The organism is Streptomyces sp. NPDC049879 (assembly GCF_044461265.1).
GTDB lineage: Bacteria > Actinomycetota > Actinomycetes > Streptomycetales > Streptomycetaceae > Streptomyces.
On the sequence record NZ_JBITKT010000001.1, the window covers coordinates 744,419 to 762,456 of the forward strand.

Here is an 18,038-nt window from a genome sequence, read left to right on the forward strand (position 1 = left end):
TCGGACCGCCAGGCCCCGCGCGCTCAGTCCTCCCCGCCCAGCCTGGTCACCCGTACGGCGCACACCTTGAACTCCGGCATCCGCGACGTGGGGTCGAGCGCGGGGTTCGTCACCGTGTTCGCCCGCCCCGCGCCCGGCCAGTGGAACGGCATGAACACGGTGTCCTCCCTGATGCCCGCCCCGATCCGCGCCGGTGCCACCGCCCGCCCCCGCCGCGACTCCACGGCCAGCCGGTCCCCCTCCGCCACCCCCAGCCGCGCCGCCAGCCGGGGGTGGAGCTGCACGAACGGGCCGGGGGCCGCCGCGTTCAGCTCCGGTACGCGCCGCGTCTGCGCCCCCGACTGGTACTGCGCCAGCACCCGGCCCGTCGTCAGCAGCAGCGGGTACTCGGCGCACGGCTCCTCCGCCGAGGGCCGGTGCTCCACCCCGGCGAACCGCGCCCGCCCGTCCGGCGTCGCGAAGCGGTCGAGGAACAGCCGGGGCGTCCCCGGGTGCTCCGGGGAGGGGCACGGCCAGAACACCCCGTCGTCCGCCGCTATCCGCTCGTGGCTGATGCCCGCGTAGTCGGCCCTGCCGCCCGCGGACGCCTGCCGCAGCTCCTCGAACACCTCGGCGGCGTCCGCGGGGAAGCCCGTCGCGTGGCCCAGGCGTGCCGCGAGCCCGTTCAGCACCGCGAGGTCGCTGCGGCAGCCGGGCGGCGGGTCCACGGCCTTGCGGCGCAGCAGGACGCGGCCCTCCAGGCTGGTCAGCGTCCCCGTCTCCTCGGCCCACTGCGTGACGGGCAGGACGACGTCCGCCAGCAGCGCCGTCTCGGATGCGACGACGTCGCAGACGGCGAGGAAGTCCAGCGCCCGTATGCGTTCCTCCACATGCGCGGCGCGCGGGGCGGAGACGACCGGGTTCGAGCCCATCAGCAGCAGCGCCCGTACGCCGTCGGGTGTGTCGCGGCCGAGCGCGTCCAGCAGTTCGTAGGCACTGCGGCCGGGCCCCGGCAGGTCCGCCGGGTCCACACCCCACACGGCCGCGACATGGGCGCGGGCCGCCGGGTCGGTCAGTGAGCGGTAGCCGGGCAGCTGGTCGGCCTTCTGCCCGTGCTCGCGCCCGCCCTGCCCGTTGCCCTGGCCGGTCAGGCAGCCGTAGCCGGAGTACGGGCGCCCGGGGCGGCCGGTGGCCAGGCACAGGTCGATCCACGCGCCGACGGTGTCGGTGCCCTTGGACTGCTGCTCGGGGCCGCGCGCGGTGAGGACCATCGCGGCCTCGGGGGCGCAGAACAGCCGGACGGCCTCCCGCAGCGCGGGCAGCGGCACCCCGGTGACGCGTTCCACCAGCTCGGGCCAGTGCGCCATGGCGGCGGCGCGGGCGGCGGGCCAGCCGGACGTGCGCTGCGCGATGTACGCCTCGTCGGTGCGCCCCTCGGCGACCACGAGGTGCAGCAGCCCGAGCGCCAGGGCGAGGTCGGTGCCGGGGCGCGGCGCCAGATGCAGGTCGGCCAGCTCGGCGGTACGGGTGCGGCGCGGATCGACGACGATCAGCGTGCCGCCGTTCGCGCGCAGCTCGGTGAGGTAGCGCACGAAGGGCGGCATCGTCTCGGCCGGGTTGGCGCCGACGAGGATCAGGCAGCCTGTGTGCGGGATGTCGGCGAGCGGGAAGGGCAGGCCCCGGTCCAGGCCGAACGCCCGGGTGCCGGCCGCCGCAGCGGACGACATGCAGAAGCGCCCGTTGTAGTCGATCTGCGAGGTGCGCAGCACGACGCGGGCGAACTTGCCCAGCGCGTACGCCTTCTCGTTGGTGAGTCCGCCCCCGCCGAAGACGCCCACGGCGTCGGGCCCGTGCCGGTCACGCGCGGCGGCCAGTCCGGCGGCCACACGGTCGAGCGCCTCCGGCCAGGAGGCGGGCCGCAGCGGACCGCCCCGGCTGTCGCGGACCAGCGGGCTGGTCAGGCGGGCGGCCGGGTCGAGGACGGCGGGCGCGTTCTGGCCCTTGCCGCACAGGGCGCCACGGTTGACGGGGAACGTCTCGCGCGGCACCACCTCAAGACCGCCGGACGCGCCGGGGCGGCGCCGCAGTCCCATGCCGCACTGGAGGGCGCAGTACGGGCAGTGGGTTTCGGTGATACTGCTCACTGTCCCGGTGGCGTCGGCGTTCATGGGCGCCATGGTGGGTCGCGCCCGTTACGGCTGGTACAGGCCGGAGTTACGCGGCGGGGGCGGCGTGCTCAGCGGCGCGCGGCCCGCGCGGTGAGCCGATGGCGCGGCCATTCGTGACACGTCCGCAATGCGTTCGCAACCGGTCGGGCGCACCCTGGGCGGCATGAGCACCGTCCGCCAGAGCACCCCACCGACGCTCGTCGCCGTCGCGCACGGCTCCCCGGACCCCCGCGCACGCCAGACCGTACGCACTCTCGTGCGGCTCGTCGGCGCCATGCGGAAGGGGCTGCGCGTCGAGCTGGGGCACCTGGACCGCGACGAGCCGCTGCTCGCCGACACGCTCGCGCGGCTGCGCGGCGACGTGGTGCTCGTCCCGCTGCTCTTCAGCCGCGGCTACCACGTCAAGCACGACATCCCGGCGATCGTCGCCGCTGCCCCGCACCTGTCCGTGACCACGGCCGGGTCCCTGGGACCGCACCCGCTGCTCGCCGACGCCCTGTACAGCCGCCTGGTGGAGGCCGGGTACCGCAGGGGAAGCGCGGTGGTGCTCGCGGCGGCCGGTTCGCACGACCCCGAATCCGCAGCCGGCACGCAATACACCGCGCAGATGCTGTCGGCACGCCTGGGCGGCGCCACGGTGCTGCCCGCGTACGCCTCGGCCGCCACACCGACCGTCGCCGACGCGATCGAGACGCTGCGCTCCCTGGGCCACCGCGACATCGCCGTGTCCTCCTGCTTCACCGCGCCCGGCGTCTTCGCCACGCGCTGCGCCGAGGCCGCCCCCGGCCTGCCGGTGGCCAGGCCGCTCGGCAGCCATCCCGCGCTGGCCCGCCTGCTGCTGCACCGCTACGACCGCGCAAGGGGCGTCCTCGGCGCGGACACCCCGCTCGCGGCGACCGCCTGACGCATCCCCGGCCGCCTCCGCGCCTGCGCACAGCCCCGACACCGGGGGCCCACCTGGCGCGGCTGCGCCGCGTGTCCGCACCGAGCCGCCGGTGGTGAGGCCGCTCAGCAGCCATCCCGCGCTGGCCCACCCGCCGCTGCACCGCTGCGACCGCGCCGGGGGTGCGCGGACTTTCCATTCGCCGCGATGCCCTGGCCCATCTCCGACCGCGGCTCGCTCGCGGGACATCCGCGCCACCTCAGCGATCGCACCCGCGCCGGAGGCACTCGCCGTTGGCCAGTCACTCGACGCCGGCCCGCCCGCCGCTGCACCGCCACGGCCCCGTCAGGAGCGTCCCCGGCACGGACACTCGCTCGCGGCGATGACCTGACACCGCTGCGCCGCGTGTCCGCACCGAGCCGCCGGCGGTCAGGCCGCTCGGCAGCCATCCCGCGCTGGCCCGCCCGCTGCCGCGCCGCCACGGCCGTGCCAGGGGTGCGCGGGCACCCCGCTTGCGGTGATCGCCTGACCCGGTCGCCGCTGCGCCGCGATGCCGGGGGCCGTGGTCAGCCTGGCGCCGCCGCGCCGCGGCCGTCCCCGGGCTGCCGTGGTCAGGCCGTCCGGCACTCATCCCGCGTCGGTGCGCCCGCTGTTACGCCGCTACGGCCTTGCGGGCACCGCGCTCGCCGCGCCCTTCCCCGCCCGCGCCCGCTACCGTCGGGACCATGCACCCCGCCCGCCCCGCCCCCCGCGCCGACGCGTACGTCCCCTACGACGAGACAGCCGCCGCCCGCTTCGACCCCGAGCCGGACAAACGGCCGGGCCGCACCGCCTTCCAGCGCGACCGGGCGCGCGTGCAGCACTCCGCCGCCCTGCGCCGCCTCGCCGGCAAGACGCAGATCGTCACCCCCGACACCGGCGACCCCGCCCCGCCCGCCTGGGACATCACGCCCCGCACCCGCCTCACGCACTCGCTGGAGTGCGCGCAGATCGGCCGCGACCTCGGCGCCGCGTTCGGCTGCGACCCGGACATCGTCGAGGCCGCCTGCCTCGCCCACGACCTCGGGCACCCCCCGTTCGGCCACAACGGGGAACGCGCCCTCGACCGCATCGCCGCGCCCTGCGGCGGCTTCGAGGGGAACGCCCAGTCGCTGCGGCTGCTGACCCGCCTGGAGCCGAAACGGTTCACCGGCCCCGGCGGCGACCGCCCCGTCGGCCTCAACCTCACCCGCGCCGTCCTCGACGCCGCCACCAAGTACCCCTGGCCACGCGGCGCGCACCCCACCGACCCCGACTCGCCCAAGTACGGCGTCTACGCCGACGACCTGCCCGTCTTCACCTGGCTGCGCGAGAACGCCCCGCCCGCCGCGCGCTGCTTCGAGGCCCAGGTCATGGACTGGTCCGACGACATCGCCTACTCCGTGCACGACCTGGAGGACGGCATCCACGCGGGCCACCTCGCCCCGGGACTCCTGCACTCCACCCCCGAGCGCGAGACCGTCTTCGAGGTCGCCGCCCGCCGCTACGCCCCCGCCGGTACGGAACGCGGCGCGCTGGCCGCCGCCCTCGACCGGCTCCTCGCCCAGGACTGGTGGCCCGCCTCTTACGACGGCACCGCCCCCGCCCAGGCCCGGCTGAAGGACGCCACCAGCCAGCTCATCGGCCGCTTCTGCCTCGCCGCCGAGGGCGCCACCCGGGCACGTTTCGGCACCGGCCCGCTGCGCCGCTACGCCGCCACCCTCGTCGTCCCCGAGGACGCCCGCCTCGAATGCGCCGTCCTCAAGGCCGTCGCCGACGCCCACGTGATGCAGCGCCCCGAGTTCGAACGGCAGCGCGCACGGCAGCGCGCCCTGCTCACCGAACTGGGCGAGGCCCTCCAGGCCCGCGCCCCCGAAGGACTCGACCCCCAGTACCGCGCGCTGTACCTCGCCGCCGGGGACGACGCGGCCCGGCTGCGCGTACTGGTGGACCAGATCGCCGCCCTCACCGACGCGTCCGCCCGCTCCCTCCACGCACGCCTCACCCGCCACTGACACCCGTGAACGGCGGGTGAACGAGGGGTGAGTCACGCCGGGGCGCGCTCCGGCGCACGTGCCCCCGCCGCCCCCTTCCCGTGAACACCCCAGGTGAGGCAGGCTCCTTGAGCCACACCACGGTTCACCACCTGAACCGCCACACCTGATCTGGAGGCAAGTGCGTGGACGGAACACACCGGACGTTCCTCATCGTCGGCGGCGGCCTGGCCGGTGCCAAGGCGGCGCAGACGCTGCGGGAGGAGGGCTTCACCGGGCGCGTCATCCTGATCGGGGACGAGCACGAGCAGCCCTACGAACGGCCGCCGCTCTCCAAGGACTACCTCCTCGGCAAGGCCCCCCGCGGCAGCGTCCACGTCCACGAACCCGCCTGGTACGTCCACCACCGCGTGGAACTCCACCTCGGCGAGCCCGTCGTCGCCGTCGACCGCGCCGCCCGCGAGGTCAGGCTCGGCGACGGCACCCGGCTGCCGTACGACGCGCTGCTGCTCGCCACCGGCGCCGAGCCGCGCCGCCTCGGCATCCCCGGCACCGACCTGGCGGGCGTCCACCACCTGCGCCGCCTGTCGCACGCCGACCACCTGCGCGGCGTCCTCACCAGCCGCGCCGCGCGCACCGGCGTGCCGCTGGTCATCGCGGGCGCCGGGTGGATCGGCCTCGAAGTGGCCGCCGCCGCGCGCGCCCTGGGCGTGGAGGTGACGGTGGTCGAGCCCGCGCCGACCCCGCTGCACGGCGTCCTCGGGCCCGAGCTGGGCGAGGTCTTCGCCGCCCTGCACCGCGACCACGGCGTGACGTTCCGCTTCGGCACGCGGCTCGCCGCCGTCACCGGGCACGACGGCATGGTCGCCGGTGTCCGCACCGAGGACGGCGAGGAGCTGCCCGCGCGGGCCGTCCTCGCCGCCATCGGCGCCGCGCCCCGCACCGCGCTCGCCGCCTCCGCCGGGCTCGACCTCGCGGCGGACGGCACGGGCGGCGTCCTCGTGGACCGCTCGCTGCGCACCAGCGACCCCCGGATCTTCGCGGCGGGCGACGTGGCGGCCGTCCCCGGCACCCCGCCGGGCGACGGCACCGCCCCGCCCCGCCGCGTCGAGCACTGGGCCAACGCGCTCAACTCCGGGCCCGCCGCCGCCCGCGCGATGCTTGGCCAGGACGTGACGTACGACCGCGTGCCGTACTTCTTCTCCGACCAGTACGACGCCGGCCTGGAGTACTCCGGCTGGGCCCCGCCGGGCAGCTACGACCGCGTGGTGTGGCGCGGCGACGTCGCCAAGCGCGCGTTCATCGCCTTCTGGCTGCGCGGGGACCGCGTCCTGGCCGGGCTGAACATGAACGTGTGGGACGTCACCGGCGACATCCAGGCGCTGATCCGCTCCGGCGCCCCCGTGGACGCCGACGCCCTCGCCGACCCGGAGACCCCGCTCACCGCCCTCGTCCCGGCGGGCTGACGCGGCACGCCCCCGGCCGTCCGCCACGGTGCGGCCGGGGGCGCGGAAAAGGCGCGAACGGCGCGAACAGGGATAAATTGCTCCTGCTGCCCGTTCGTCCGGAAGAGGTGCGTGAGCGATGGCCAAGCAGACCGTGGCGGAACAGTTCGTCGAGATCCTCGCCCGCTCCGGCGTACGCCGCCTCTACGGCGTGGTCGGCGACAGCCTCAACCCCGTCGTGGACGCCATCCGCAGGACCTCCGGCATCGACTGGGTCCAGGTCAGGCACGAGGAGACGGCCGCCTTCGCGGCGGGCGCCGAGGCCCAGCTCACCGGCTCCCTCGCCGCCTGCGCCGGCTCCTGCGGCCCCGGCAACCTCCACCTCATCAACGGGCTCTACGACGCGCACCGCTCCATGGCGCCCGTCCTCGCCCTCGCCTCCCAGATCCCCAGCTCCGAGATCGGCACCAGCTACTTCCAGGAGACGCACCCGGACCACCTCTTCCGCGAGTGCAGCCACTACTGCGAGCTGATCTCCAACCGCCGCCAGATGCCCCGCGTCCTCCAGACGGCGATCCAGCACGCGGTCGGGCGCGGCGGCGTCAGCGTCGTCGCGCTCCCCGGCGACATCGCGGCCGAGCAGGTCCCCGAGCGCGCCGAGGAGCACGCCCTCGTCACGTCGCGCCCGACCGTGCGCCCGGCGGACGCGCAGATCGGCGAACTGGCCCGCATGGTGGACGAGGCGCGGCGCGTCACGCTCTTCTGCGGCAGCGGCACGGCGGGGGCGCACGCCGAGGTGATGCGCTTCGCCGAACGCGTCAAGGCGCCGGTCGGGCACGCCCTGCGCGGCAAGGAGTGGATCCAGTACGACAACCCGTTCGACGTCGGGATGAGCGGCCTCCTCGGCTACGGCGCGGCGTACGAGGCGACCCACGAGTGCGACCTGCTGCTCCTCCTCGGCACCGACTTCCCGTACAACGCGTTCCTGCCCGACGACGTCCGCATCGTCCAGGTGGACGTGCGCGCCGAGCACCTGGGCCGCCGCTCCAAGCTCGACCTGGCCGTGTGGGGCGACGTCAAGGAGACGCTGGATTGCCTGACGCCGCGCGTGCGGGAGAAGAGGGACCGCCGCTTCCTGGACCGCATGCTGAAGAAGCACGCCGACGCGCTGGAGGGCGTGGTCCACGCCTACACCAGGAAGGTCGAGAAGCACACGCCGATCCACCCCGAGTACGTCGCGGCCGTGCTGGACGAGGAGGCGGCGGACGACGCCGTGTTCACCGTGGACACCGGCATGTGCAACGTCTGGGCGGCCCGCTACCTGACGCCGAACGGGCGGCGGCGCGTCATCGGCTCGTTCAGCCACGGCTCGATGGCGAACGCGCTGCCGCAGGCGATCGGCGCCCAGTTCCTCGACCCGCGCCGCCAGGTCGTCACCCTGTCGGGCGACGGCGGCTTCACCATGCTGATGGGCGACTTCCTGACCCTCGTCCAGTACGGCCTGCCGGTGAAGGTCGTGCTGTTCAACAACTCGTCGCTCGGCATGGTCGAGCTGGAGATGATGGTCTCCGGGCTGCCCGCGTACGGCACCTCCTACCGCAACCCCGACTTCGCCGCCGTCGCCCGCGCGGCCGGGGTGCACGCGGAGCGCGTCGAGAAGCCGAAGGACGTGCGCGGCGCGCTGCGCTCGGCGTTCCGCCACAAGGGCCCGGCGCTGGTGGAGGTCGTCACCGACCCGAACGCGCTGTCCATCCCGCCGAAGATCAGGGCGGAGATGGTCACCGGCTTCGCCCTGTCGGCGAGCAAGGTCGTGCTGGAGGGCGGCGTGGGCCGCATGCTCCAGCTGGCCCGCTCCAACCTGCGCAACATCCCGCGCCCGTGACCCCGCCGCCGGGCCGCGCGCGGCGCGCTGTCGGAGGGGCGCCGTAGACTTCTGGCGTGGCGGGCAGGATCAACGACGAGGACGTGAAGACGGTGCGGGACGCGGTCCCGATCGACGCCGTCGTCTCCGAGTACCTCCAGCTCAGGCCCGCGGGCGGCGGGAACCTCAAGGGCCTGTGCCCCTTCCACGACGAGAAGTCCCCCTCGTTCCACGTCAGTCCGAGCAAGGGCCTCTACCACTGCTTCGGCTGCCAGGAGGGCGGGGACACCCTCGCCTTCGTGATGAAGATCGAGCACCTGTCGTTCTCCGAGTCCGTCGAGCGGCTCGCCGCCCAGGCCGGGATCACGCTGCGGTACGAGCAGGGCGGCTACAGCCCCGGCCGCCAGCAGGGCGAGCGCACGCGCCTGGTCGAGGCGCACAAGGCCGCCGCCCAGTACTACACCGAGCAGCTCGCCTCGCCCGAGGCGGAGATCGGGCGGCGCTTCCTCGGCGAGCGCGGCTTCGACGAGGCGGCGGCGGCCCACTTCGGCGTCGGCTACGCCCCGGCGGGCTGGGACCACCTGGTGCGCTTCCTGCGCGGGCGCGGCTTCACCGACCGCGAGCTGCTGGTCTCCGGGCTCGCCCAGGACGGCAGGCGCGGCCCGATCGACCGGTTCAGGGGACGCCTGATCTGGCCCATCCGCGACATCACCGGCGAGGTCATCGGCTTCGGCGCGCGCAAGCTCCGCGACGACGACAACGGGCCGAAGTACCTCAACACGCCGGACACCCCGATCTACCACAAGTCGCAGGTCCTGTACGGCATCGACCTCGCCAAGCGCGACATCGCCAAGACCAACAGCGCGGTCGTCGTCGAGGGCTACACCGACGTCATGGCCTGCCACCTCGCCGGGGTCACCACCGCGATCGCCACCTGCGGCACGGCCTTCGGCGGCGACCACGTGAAGATCCTCCGCCGCCTGCTGATGGACAGCTCGACCGCCCACAGCGCGGGCGAGGTCGTCTTCACCTTCGACGGCGACGCCGCCGGGCAGAAGGCGGCGCTGCGCGCGTTCGAGGACGACCAGAAGTTCGCCGCCCGCACCTCCATCGCCGTCTCGCCCGGCGGCATGGACCCGTGCGAGCTGCGCCTCGCCGAGGGCGACGAGGCGGTGCAGCAGCTGATCGAACGGCGATCGCCGCTGTTCGAGTTCGCCATCAGGTCGATCGTCTCGCAGCACAATCTGGACACCGCGGAGGGCCGTTCCGCCGCCCTGGAGTTCGCCGGGCCGATCGTCGCGCAGATCAAGGACAGCGCCATCCAGCACGAGTACGCCGTCCGGCTCGCCGGGCTCGTCGGCATCCCGGACGAGAGCTTCGTCGTCCGGCGCGTCGGCCAGCTCGCCCGCTGGAACCGGCAGCGCGCGACGGGCGGCGGGGGCACCCGTACGGCGACGCGCGCCCCCGTACGGGGCCAGCAGCCCGCCGCCACCGTGCCGCCCGGACCGCGCACGCCGTCAGGACCCCCGCTCAACCTGCGCAGCCCCGCCCTCCTCGAAGAGCGCGAACTGCTGAAGGTCGCCCTCCAGTTCCCCGCCCTCGTCGCCCCCGCCTTCGACGCGTACGGCGAGGACGAGTTCACCGCCGCGCCGTACGTCGCGGTGCGCCGCGCCGTCATGGAGGCGGGCGGCGTCAGCGGCGCCGACGACGCGTTCCTCGAACGGGTCCGCGAGGCCGCGCCCGACGACTCCGTCCGCACCCTCGTCACCGAACTGGCCGTCGAACCGCTGACCATGCCGCGCCGCCGCCGCGCCGAGACCGACGTCTACGCGGGCCGCCGCCTCGTCCAGGTCAGGCTCGCCGCCGTGGACCGCAGGCTCCGCGACCTGGAGTCCGCCGCACGCCGCGCCGAGGCCCAGGCGGGCAACGCGCAGGCCGCGGCCGACCTGCGCGGCGAGCTGTGGACCCTGGAGCAGTACCGCACCGCCCTGCGCGAACGGGGCGTCGCGGCGCTCTGACCGGGCGCGTCCCGCCGCCGCGAGCCCGGCGGGTGCTCCGGCCCGCGCAAAAAGTACCCGCACGACCCTCGTGGCCGGAGTGTGTCGTGGCGCACACTGAGAGCGGCGCCCGTCCACACACCGTGTCCCCGCGTTCCCCACCGCTTCCGCGCACGCCCGCCCGGCACCGCCGATCACCGACGCCGTCCTCCCGCACGGCGTTCCGCGTCACCGATCCTCGCTGTTTCCGCACTGCCGCGATCACCGGAGGTTCGTTCCCGTGCAGTCCCAGACGCTCACCATCGAGGCCCCGGCCGCCCCCGCCCCGCGGACGGAGACCGCGGGCGGCGCCGGCGACCTCTTCCGCCAGTACCTGCGCGAGATCGGCCGCATACCGCTGCTCACCGCGTCCGAGGAGGTCGAGCTGGCGCGCAGGGTGGAGGCGGGGCTGTTCGCGGAGGAGCGGCTGCTGACCGTCTCCGGGCTCGACGAGCGGACGGCGCTCGACCTCGACCGGCTCGTGGTGCGGGGGCGGCTGGCGAAACGGCAGCTGATCGAGGCCAACCTGCGGCTCGTCGTCTCGGTGGCGAAACGGTACATCGGGCGCGGCATGACGATGCTCGACCTCGTGCAGGAGGGCAACCTCGGCCTGATCAGGGCGGTCGAGAAGTTCGACTACGCGCGGGGCTTCAAGTTCTCGACGTACGCGACGTGGTGGATACGCCAGGCCATGTCCCGCGCCATCGCCGACCAGGCGCGCACCATCCGCATGCCCGTGCACGTCGTGGAGCTGATCAACCGCGTCATCCGCATCCAGCGCAGCGTCCTCCAGGAGCAGGGGTACGAGCCGACCGTCGAGGAGGTCGCCGTCCTGCTCGGCCTCACCCCGGCCCGCGTCGGCGAGATCCTGCGGCTCGCCCAGGACCCGGTGTCGCTCCAGGCGCCGATAGGGGACGAGGACGACGTCAACCTCGGCGACCTCATCGAGGACGCCGACATGCCCTCGCCCGCCGAGACCGCCGCGTTCATGCTGCTGCGCGAGCAGCTGGAGGCCGTCCTGTCCACGCTCGCCGACCGCGAGCGGCGCGTCGTGGAGCTGCGGTACGGGCTGGTGGACGGCAGGCCGCGCACGCTGGAGGAGATCGGCCGCCTCTTCGGCGTGACGCGTGAGCGCATCCGGCAGATCGAGCACAAGACGCTCTCCAAGCTGCGGGACCACACGTACGCGGAGCAGCTGCGCGGCTACCTGGACTGAGGGGCCTGAGGGGCTTGAGAGGGCTGGCGGACCGGGCGCGCCATGACGTCGTCGACCGGCTCCTCGGCCTCCAGCACGAACCCGTGCCGCTCGTAGAGGCGGCGGGCCGCGCTGCCCCGCAGGACGTACAGGACCACGGGCACGCCGTCCGCGTCGGCCCGCGCCAGGACGCCGCGCAGCACGGCGGTGCCGATGCCGCGGCCCTGGTGGCGCGGGGCGAGGTAGAAGTTCTCCAGCCACCGCCTGCCGTCGTCGGCGGGCCTGACCGTGACGCAGCCGGCCAGTTCGCGGCCGACCGCGACGACCGACGTGTGCCGGGGGTCGAACGCGTCGCGCAGCCGCTGCCGCACGCGGTGCCCGTCGTAGCGCCCGAGGCGTTCGAGGTCCGCGCGCAGCACGGTGGCGCGCAGCTCGGCGATGGCCTCCACGTCCGCCGCGACGGCGGGGCGCAGCCGCCAGGGCGCGGTGTGCGGGGGCGTTCCGGGTCGCTCGTCCATGGAACGAGTCTCCCCGGCCCCCGGTCGGCGGGGACCGGGGGAGGGGGACAATGGTGGCGGCCACCACCATCTCCCGAGGAGCGCGTCCCGTGTCGCGGCAGGTCCGTCAGTCCCCGCAGCAGCCCGTACGCGCCACGCCGGACGGCCCGCCGCCCGAGGCGCGGCGGGAGCTGAGCGCGGACTGCGGCGAGTGCTTCGGACTGTGCTGCGTCGCGCTGCCGTTCACGGCGTCGGCGGACTTCCCCGTCAGCAAGGCGGCGGGGAAGGCGTGCGGGAACCTCACCGACGCGTTCCGCTGCGGCATCCACGACCGGCTGCGCGGCGAGGGGTACACCGGCTGCACGGTCTACGACTGCTTCGGCGCGGGGCAGCGCGTCTCGCAGGTCACCTTCGGCGGGCGCGACTGGCGGCGCGAACCGGGCACGGCGCGCGCGATGTTCGACGCCTTCGCCGTCATGCGGCAGCTGCACGAGCTGCTGTGGTACCTCACCGAGGCCGCCGCCCTGCCCGCCGCCCGCCCGCTGCGCGCCGACCTGCGCCGCGCGCTGGCAGACGCGGAACGGCTGGCGGACGGCGACGCGGCGGCCCTGGCCGGTGCGGACGTCCCGGCGCTGCGCGCACGCGTCGGTGAACTGCTCTCCCGTACGAGCGAACGCGTCCGCGCGGCCGTGGCGGGCCGGACGAAGGACCACCGTGGCGCCGACCTGATGGGCGCCCGCCTGCGGGGGGCCGCCCTGCGGGGCGCGACGCTGCGGGGCGCGCTCCTGATCGCCGCCGACCTGCGGAAGGCGGACCTGCGCACGGCGGACCTGCTGGGCGCCGACCTCCGCGACACCGACCTGCGGGGCGCTGACCTGACGGACGCACTGTTCATGACGCAGCCGCAGCTGAACGCGGCGAAGGGCGACACGGCAACCCGCATCCCGCCCCACCTGACCCGCCCGCCGCACTGGAACTGACACCCGCGCCCGTACGCGTGCCCCCTGGCCGGTGGGCCGCGGCACGTCGGCTGCCGGGCCGCCAGGCGGCCGCTACCTCGACTCCGACGGACGAACGGGCTCCCCGGCCGTGACTGTGGTCGGACGCCCGCCCCACCGAACCGCTCCCGGCCCGGGGGGTGCGGCGTTCCGGCCCGTCCGCTCACCTCGAAGGGGCGGGACACGACCGACGGACCTGAGCTGCCGCCCTCCGATCCGCAGCCGGAAGGCGAAGGCGGGAGGCCCTTGCGTCGCGCGACCAGCCCATCCCCTTGACGCACTTCGTGATCGGCTCCCGCGACCGATCGCGAAGGCCCGGCGGGGTGCCGCCGGGCCTTGGGGTCTGTCCGGCGGGTCTCGCCTGTCTGACGACGCCCGGCGTGGGGGTACCTCCCCGGCCTCCGGGCCTGGGGGAACCTCGCTGCGTTGTCGAATCGCGCGAATACGGTCGGGTATGAGCTGCGATCCGGCGCCTTGCGGTGCACCGCATCTGGGGGAGCCGTGAGCCGCGACAGGATCCGCCGGACAGACCCCAGCGCGGAGCAGTGGTCAGCCTTGCCGGCGGAAGTCGAGCATGCAGAAAACCTTGTCGTACCGGTGCTCGCCGACGGCGACGAAGCCGGGGAGACGGCCGTATTCGGTGAAGCCCAGCGACCGGTAGAGGCGCAGGGCACGGGCGTTGTCGCCACGGGCGTCCAGCGTGAGGACCTCGATCCCCGCCTCCCGGGCGTCCGCGACCAGGGCGGCGGTCAGCGACCGGCCGATGCCGCGACCATGGGCGGCGGCGTCCACCGCGATCCTCTCCAGGTCGGCGTGCGGCCGATGGGTCGGCCGGGCGTAGCGGAGCCAATACCCCAACCCGACGAGCCGTCCGTCGAGATAAGCGGCGCGCAGGGCCGCGTCCCCGGCCCGCGCGGCGTGGACGACGTGGCCGAGGAGTTCTGCCACCCCGTCCCGAGAGGGTGGTTCGGTCCAGCCCAGCGCGGCACCGCCACTGACCAGGTCCGCCAAGAGCCGGTGGGCCGACTCCACGAACCGGGCTTCCAGCTCCGGACGGGAAGACAGCCCCCCGGCGTCGAGGACGGCGGGCTCAGTGGCGTCACCGCTGGTCATGGCTGACAGCCTAGCCAGCCCGACGCCCGGCCGGGACTTCGTGCTGGAGCCTCTGGCCGGGCGTGCTCACGGATGACCGGGGCCGTGCGTGCACGCTCCACCGCGTCGTCCGCCATCGGCTGTGCGGAACGCGGTCCACGGTGCGCGGCATCCTGTTCGGCCCGGCCGCGAAGCATCCGGCACGGCACTGGCGCGTGTCTGTCCCGGGCCCGGGACGCTCCACACGCCCGCCCGGGACCGGTGCCGTTCAGGCGTCCAGGGGGGCGAAGGCGCCGGGGTGGTGTTCCTCGCGGACCGCCGCGAACTGCTGGCGCACCGCCGAGCCCACGGCCCGTTCCTCGCCGGGGTCCAGCGTCGCGCCCGGCGCGCCCGGCCAGGCCGGGGGTTCGGCCGGGGTCAGTGTCCCGTCCGCCACGCCCTGGGCCCACGCCGCCTGCCTGGCGGCGCCGATCGCCGTGTAGTCGGCCGGTTCGGGGATGACGACCCGCGCGCCGAACAGCGCCGGGGCCAGCGCCTTGACGGCGGGCAGTTCGGCCGCCGGGCCGAGCAGGAACACGCGGTCGATCCGGACGCCACGGTTCCGCAGGACGTCCGCCGCGTCGGCGAGGCCGCACAGCATGCCCTCGAACGCGGCGCGCGCCAGGTGCTCCGGCTTCATGCTCTCGCGGCGCAGCCCGGCGAGGGTGCCCGCGGTGTGCGGGAGGTCGGGGGTCCGTTCGCCCGCGAGGTAGGGGAGGAGGACCAGGCCGTGCGCGCCCGGCGTGGAGCGCAGGGCCAGTTCGGAGAGGGCCGGGAGGTCCTGCCCGAGCATCTCGGCGGCGCCCCGCAGGACGCGCGTCGCGTTGAGGGTGCGGACGACCGGCAGGTGGCGGCCGGTGGCGTCGGCGAACGAGGTGATGGTGCCGGTCGGGTCGGTCAGCGCCTCGTCGTGCACGGCGCAGACCGAACCGGAGGCGCCGAGCGAGATGACGGCGTCGCCCGGGCCGACGCCGAGGCCGAGGGCCGCCGCCATGGTCTCCCCGGTACCGGCGGATATCAGCAGCCCCTCCGGGGTGCGGCCCGCCGACTCGGCGGGGCCGATGACGTCGGGGAGGTTCACGGGGTGGCCGAGGGCCAGCTCCGCGAGTTCGTAGCGCCAGGTCCCGGACACGGCCGACCAGTAGCCGGTCTCGGAGGCGCAGCCGCGGTCGGTGGTCCAGCGCCGGGGGCGGCCCAGCAGTTCCCAGACGAGCCAGTCCTGGGCCTGGAGCACGGTGGTGGTGCGCTTGGCGGCCTCGGGGTCCTCGCGCGCCAGCCGCCGCAGCCGGGTCACGGGCTGGTTGACGTGCGGCACGGAACCGACCGCCTCCGCCCACGCCGCCCGGCCGCCGAGCGCCTCGACCAGGCCGAGGGCCGCCGTGCGGGCGCCGTCGTCGCCGTCCGCCAGCGCCGTGCCGACCGGCTGCCCGTCGGCGTCCAGGGGGACGAGGCCGAGGGGCTGCGCGGTCACGCCGATGGCGGTGACGCCGTCCAGCATGCCGCCGTCCGTCGCCTCGCCGAGGGAGAGCAGCCACGCCCCGGGGGTGTTGCCGCTGACCGGGTGTTCCGCCATGCCCTGCCGGACGACCTGCCCGGTCTCCGTGTCGCAGACGACGATGCGTGTGTGGACGGACGAGCTGTCCAGACCGGCGACGATTCCCATGAGGTCAGATGATGCCTCATCCGAACGGCCCAGCGGTCCGGTGGTGGTCGTACGGTCGTACCGGTGACAGGGTGCGGGCGGTTCCGTGACACACGCCCCGGCCCGGTGGCGCCGCGTGCCGCCGCACGCGTACGCCGTGGCCGGTGGTCGCCGTACGACGGCCCCGCCCGTCCGTTCTTCCCCCCGGGCGTCTCTCAGACGCCGGATTCGGCCCCGCGCGGTTCGCCGACGACCTGGGCGGTCTCCGGCTGCCGCGAGCGGCGCCACTCCATGACCTTCCGCGCCACCGGCTCCGTCCACCGTGTGGCGAACGGGCCGACGATCACGAGGATCAGCACGTACGCCGTCGCCACCGGCGCGACCCGTGGCTCGGTGGCCGACGCGAGTCCCGCTATGACGATGGAGAACTCGCCGCGCGCCACCAGCGCGCCGCCCGCCCGGAACCGGCCGCGTGGCCCGATCCCCGCGCGCCGTGCCGCGTACCAGCCGGTCGCGATCTTCGTCCCGGCGGTGACCACGGCCAGCAGCAGCGCGGGCACCAGCACCGGCGGGATGTCCGTCGGGTTGGTCGACAGGCCGAAGAAGACGAAGAAGACGGCCGCGAACAGGTCGCGCAGCGGGGTGAAGAGCCGCCGCGTGTTGTGCGCGACCTCCCCCGACAGCGCGATGCCCACCAGGAACGCGCCGACCGCCGCCGACACCTGGAGCCGCTGCGCGACGCCCGCCACCAGCAGCGTGAGGCCGAGGACCACCAGCAGGAGCATCTCCGGGTTGTCCGAGGAGACGGCCTTGCTGATCACCCGCCCGTGCCGCAGCGCGAAGAACAGCGCGACGCCCGCCGTGCCCAGGGCGATCGCCAGGGTCAGGCTGCCGCTGGCGAGCCCCACACCCGCCAGCACGGTGGACAGGACCGGCAGGTAGACCGCCATCGTCAGGTCCTCGATCACGAGGATGCCCAGGATGACGGGTGTCTCGCGGTTACCGAGACGTTTCAGCTCCGTCAGGATCTTCGCGATCACGCCGGACGACGAGATGTAGGTGACGCCCGCCAGCGCGAGCGCGCCCACCGGCCCCCAGCCCAGGAGCAGACCCGCCACCGCGCCCGGGGTGGCGTTCAGCACCAGGTCCACGATGCCGGACGGGTACTGCGTCTTCAGGCTGTCCACCAGCTCGGTGGCCGTGTACTCCAGGCCGAGCATGAGGAGCAGCAGGATGACGCCGATCTCGGCGCCGATCTCGATGAAGTCCTCGGTCGTGGACAGCGGGATGAGCCCCCCGTGACCGAAGGCGAGCCCGATGAGCAGGTACAGGGGGATGGGGGAGAGGCTGAGCCGCCCCGCCAGCCGTCCGACGAGGCCGAGGCCCAGGACGACGGCTCCTAGTTCGATCAGCATGGTAGTTGTGTCGTGCACGATCACCGCACCCTTCGATAGTCGAGGTCATTGACACGGCTCCGTGCAGCGCTGACCGCCGGCGGTCCCGTCCCGGGCGCCGGGTGTCGGGACGTCACACTCCTGCGACGATGTCGGCCAGATCGTCGACGCCCTCACGGGTGCCGACGACCAGCAACGTGTCACCTGCCTCCAGGCGGAAGTCCGGACCCGGAGAGGGGTGCGCCCCGGTCCTGCGGAGCACGGCCACGATCGAGGCGCCTGTCCTGGTGCGGGCCTTGGTGTCCCCCATGGGACGCCCGCGGTAGGGAGAGTCGGGTTCGATCGGGATACGTTCGGTGACCAGGTCGATGCCGAGTTCGGCGACGCCGAGTGCCGCCTCGGCCCGCTCCGGTGCCATCACGGAGGCGAGGCGGGCGGCTTCCTCGGGTTCGAGCGGGACGGTGCACGCGCACGCGTCCGGGTCCTCGGGATCGAAGAAGCTCACGAAACGCCGGCCGTCCTCGTGGGCGACGACGGAGATGTGCCGTCCGTCCCGGGTAGCGACGTCGTACTGGGTGCCGACGCCCGGCAACGGGGTGCGTCGCGTCACCATATGATCTGCCTCCTCAACCGCTGGTCCCCGCCACCCTAACCCGCCCTGCCGGCAACGGATTGGGCCCACCGCGCCCCCGGGCAGGGGTGGAAGGGTGTGCGGCTCCATTGTCGCGGACATGCGGCGAGGAACGAAGTCCCCGGCGGCGCAAGATCGTTGATCATGCGCCAGGTGATGCCGGGAC

At 74.7% G+C, this 18,038-nt stretch carries 12 protein-coding genes and 1 pseudogene; 7 read left to right on the forward strand and 6 right to left on the reverse strand.

The genetic code is table 11. The features are described from left to right. Nucleotides 1-23 precede the first annotated feature (23 nt). Nucleotides 24-2,147: a molybdopterin oxidoreductase family protein gene (locus ACIBPC_RS03445; protein WP_398840953.1), complete on the reverse strand. Its 2,124-nt coding sequence runs from the start codon at nucleotides 2,145-2,147 to the stop codon at nucleotides 24-26. Between the two features lie 163 nt (nucleotides 2,148-2,310). Here ACIBPC_RS03445 and ACIBPC_RS03450 point away from each other — a divergent pair, with 163 nt between their 5' ends. The 6 genes and pseudogenes from ACIBPC_RS03450 to ACIBPC_RS03475 all read left to right on the forward strand — a co-directional run. Beyond that, nucleotides 2,311-3,051 carry a sirohydrochlorin chelatase gene (locus tag ACIBPC_RS03450; RefSeq protein WP_398840955.1) on the forward strand — a complete coding sequence of 247 codons (741 nt, stop codon included), beginning with the start codon at nucleotides 2,311-2,313 and terminating at the stop codon, nucleotides 3,049-3,051. Between the two features lie 704 nt (nucleotides 3,052-3,755). Continuing rightward, on the forward strand, nucleotides 3,756-5,063 hold the full coding sequence (locus ACIBPC_RS03455) for a deoxyguanosinetriphosphate triphosphohydrolase (RefSeq protein ID WP_398840956.1): 1,308 nt from the start codon (nucleotides 3,756-3,758) through the stop codon (nucleotides 5,061-5,063). 164 nt (nucleotides 5,064-5,227) lie between these two features. Continuing rightward, nucleotides 5,228-6,508, forward strand: coding sequence for an NAD(P)/FAD-dependent oxidoreductase (locus ACIBPC_RS03460; RefSeq protein WP_398840958.1), 1,281 nt, complete (start codon nucleotides 5,228-5,230; stop codon nucleotides 6,506-6,508). A gap of 118 nt (nucleotides 6,509-6,626) precedes the next feature. Beyond that, a complete protein-coding gene (locus ACIBPC_RS03465; RefSeq protein WP_398840960.1) occupies nucleotides 6,627-8,369 on the forward strand; it encodes a pyruvate dehydrogenase in 1,743 nt (580 codons plus the stop codon). 56 nt (nucleotides 8,370-8,425) lie between these two features. Further along, the gene (dnaG, locus tag ACIBPC_RS03470; protein ID WP_398840962.1) at nucleotides 8,426-10,366 is read left to right on the forward strand and encodes a DNA primase; all 1,941 of its coding nucleotides are present in this window, start codon (nucleotides 8,426-8,428) and stop codon (nucleotides 10,364-10,366) included. A 284-nt stretch (nucleotides 10,367-10,650) separates the two neighbouring features. Beyond that, nucleotides 10,651-11,600 (forward strand): annotated as a pseudogene (locus ACIBPC_RS03475) (RNA polymerase sigma factor); the annotation flags it as partial. Here ACIBPC_RS03475 and ACIBPC_RS03480 read toward each other — a convergent pair. Further along, nucleotides 11,588-12,097, reverse strand: coding sequence for a GNAT family N-acetyltransferase (locus tag ACIBPC_RS03480; RefSeq protein ID WP_362956002.1), 510 nt, complete (start codon nucleotides 12,095-12,097; stop codon nucleotides 11,588-11,590). The pseudogene ACIBPC_RS03475 and the gene ACIBPC_RS03480 sit on opposite strands and share 13 nt — an antisense overlap. 89 nt (nucleotides 12,098-12,186) lie before the next feature. Here ACIBPC_RS03480 and ACIBPC_RS03485 point away from each other — a divergent pair, with 89 nt between their 5' ends. Next, nucleotides 12,187-13,056, forward strand: a complete 870-nt coding sequence (locus tag ACIBPC_RS03485) for a pentapeptide repeat-containing protein (protein ID WP_398840964.1) — start codon at nucleotides 12,187-12,189, stop codon at nucleotides 13,054-13,056. Between the two features lie 567 nt (nucleotides 13,057-13,623). Here ACIBPC_RS03485 and ACIBPC_RS03490 read toward each other — a convergent pair. The 4 genes from ACIBPC_RS03490 to ACIBPC_RS03505 all read right to left on the reverse strand — a co-directional run bounded on the left by ACIBPC_RS03490 (nucleotide 13,624) and on the right by ACIBPC_RS03505 (nucleotide 17,854). Then, on the reverse strand, nucleotides 13,624-14,187 hold the full coding sequence (locus ACIBPC_RS03490) for a GNAT family N-acetyltransferase (protein ID WP_398840965.1): 564 nt from the start codon (nucleotides 14,185-14,187) through the stop codon (nucleotides 13,624-13,626). Between the two features lie 247 nt (nucleotides 14,188-14,434). Continuing rightward, on the reverse strand, nucleotides 14,435-15,868 hold the full coding sequence (locus ACIBPC_RS03495) for an FGGY-family carbohydrate kinase (protein WP_398840966.1): 1,434 nt from the start codon (nucleotides 15,866-15,868) through the stop codon (nucleotides 14,435-14,437). Nucleotides 15,869-16,062: 194 nt separating this feature from the next. Then, a complete protein-coding gene (locus ACIBPC_RS03500) occupies nucleotides 16,063-17,280 on the reverse strand; it encodes a cation:proton antiporter (RefSeq protein WP_362956013.1) in 1,218 nt (405 codons plus the stop codon). 94 nt (nucleotides 17,281-17,374) lie between these two features. Continuing rightward, on the reverse strand, nucleotides 17,375-17,854 hold the full coding sequence (locus ACIBPC_RS03505) for a cation:proton antiporter regulatory subunit (RefSeq protein WP_398840968.1): 480 nt from the start codon (nucleotides 17,852-17,854) through the stop codon (nucleotides 17,375-17,377). Nucleotides 17,855-18,038: the final 184 nt, after the last annotated feature.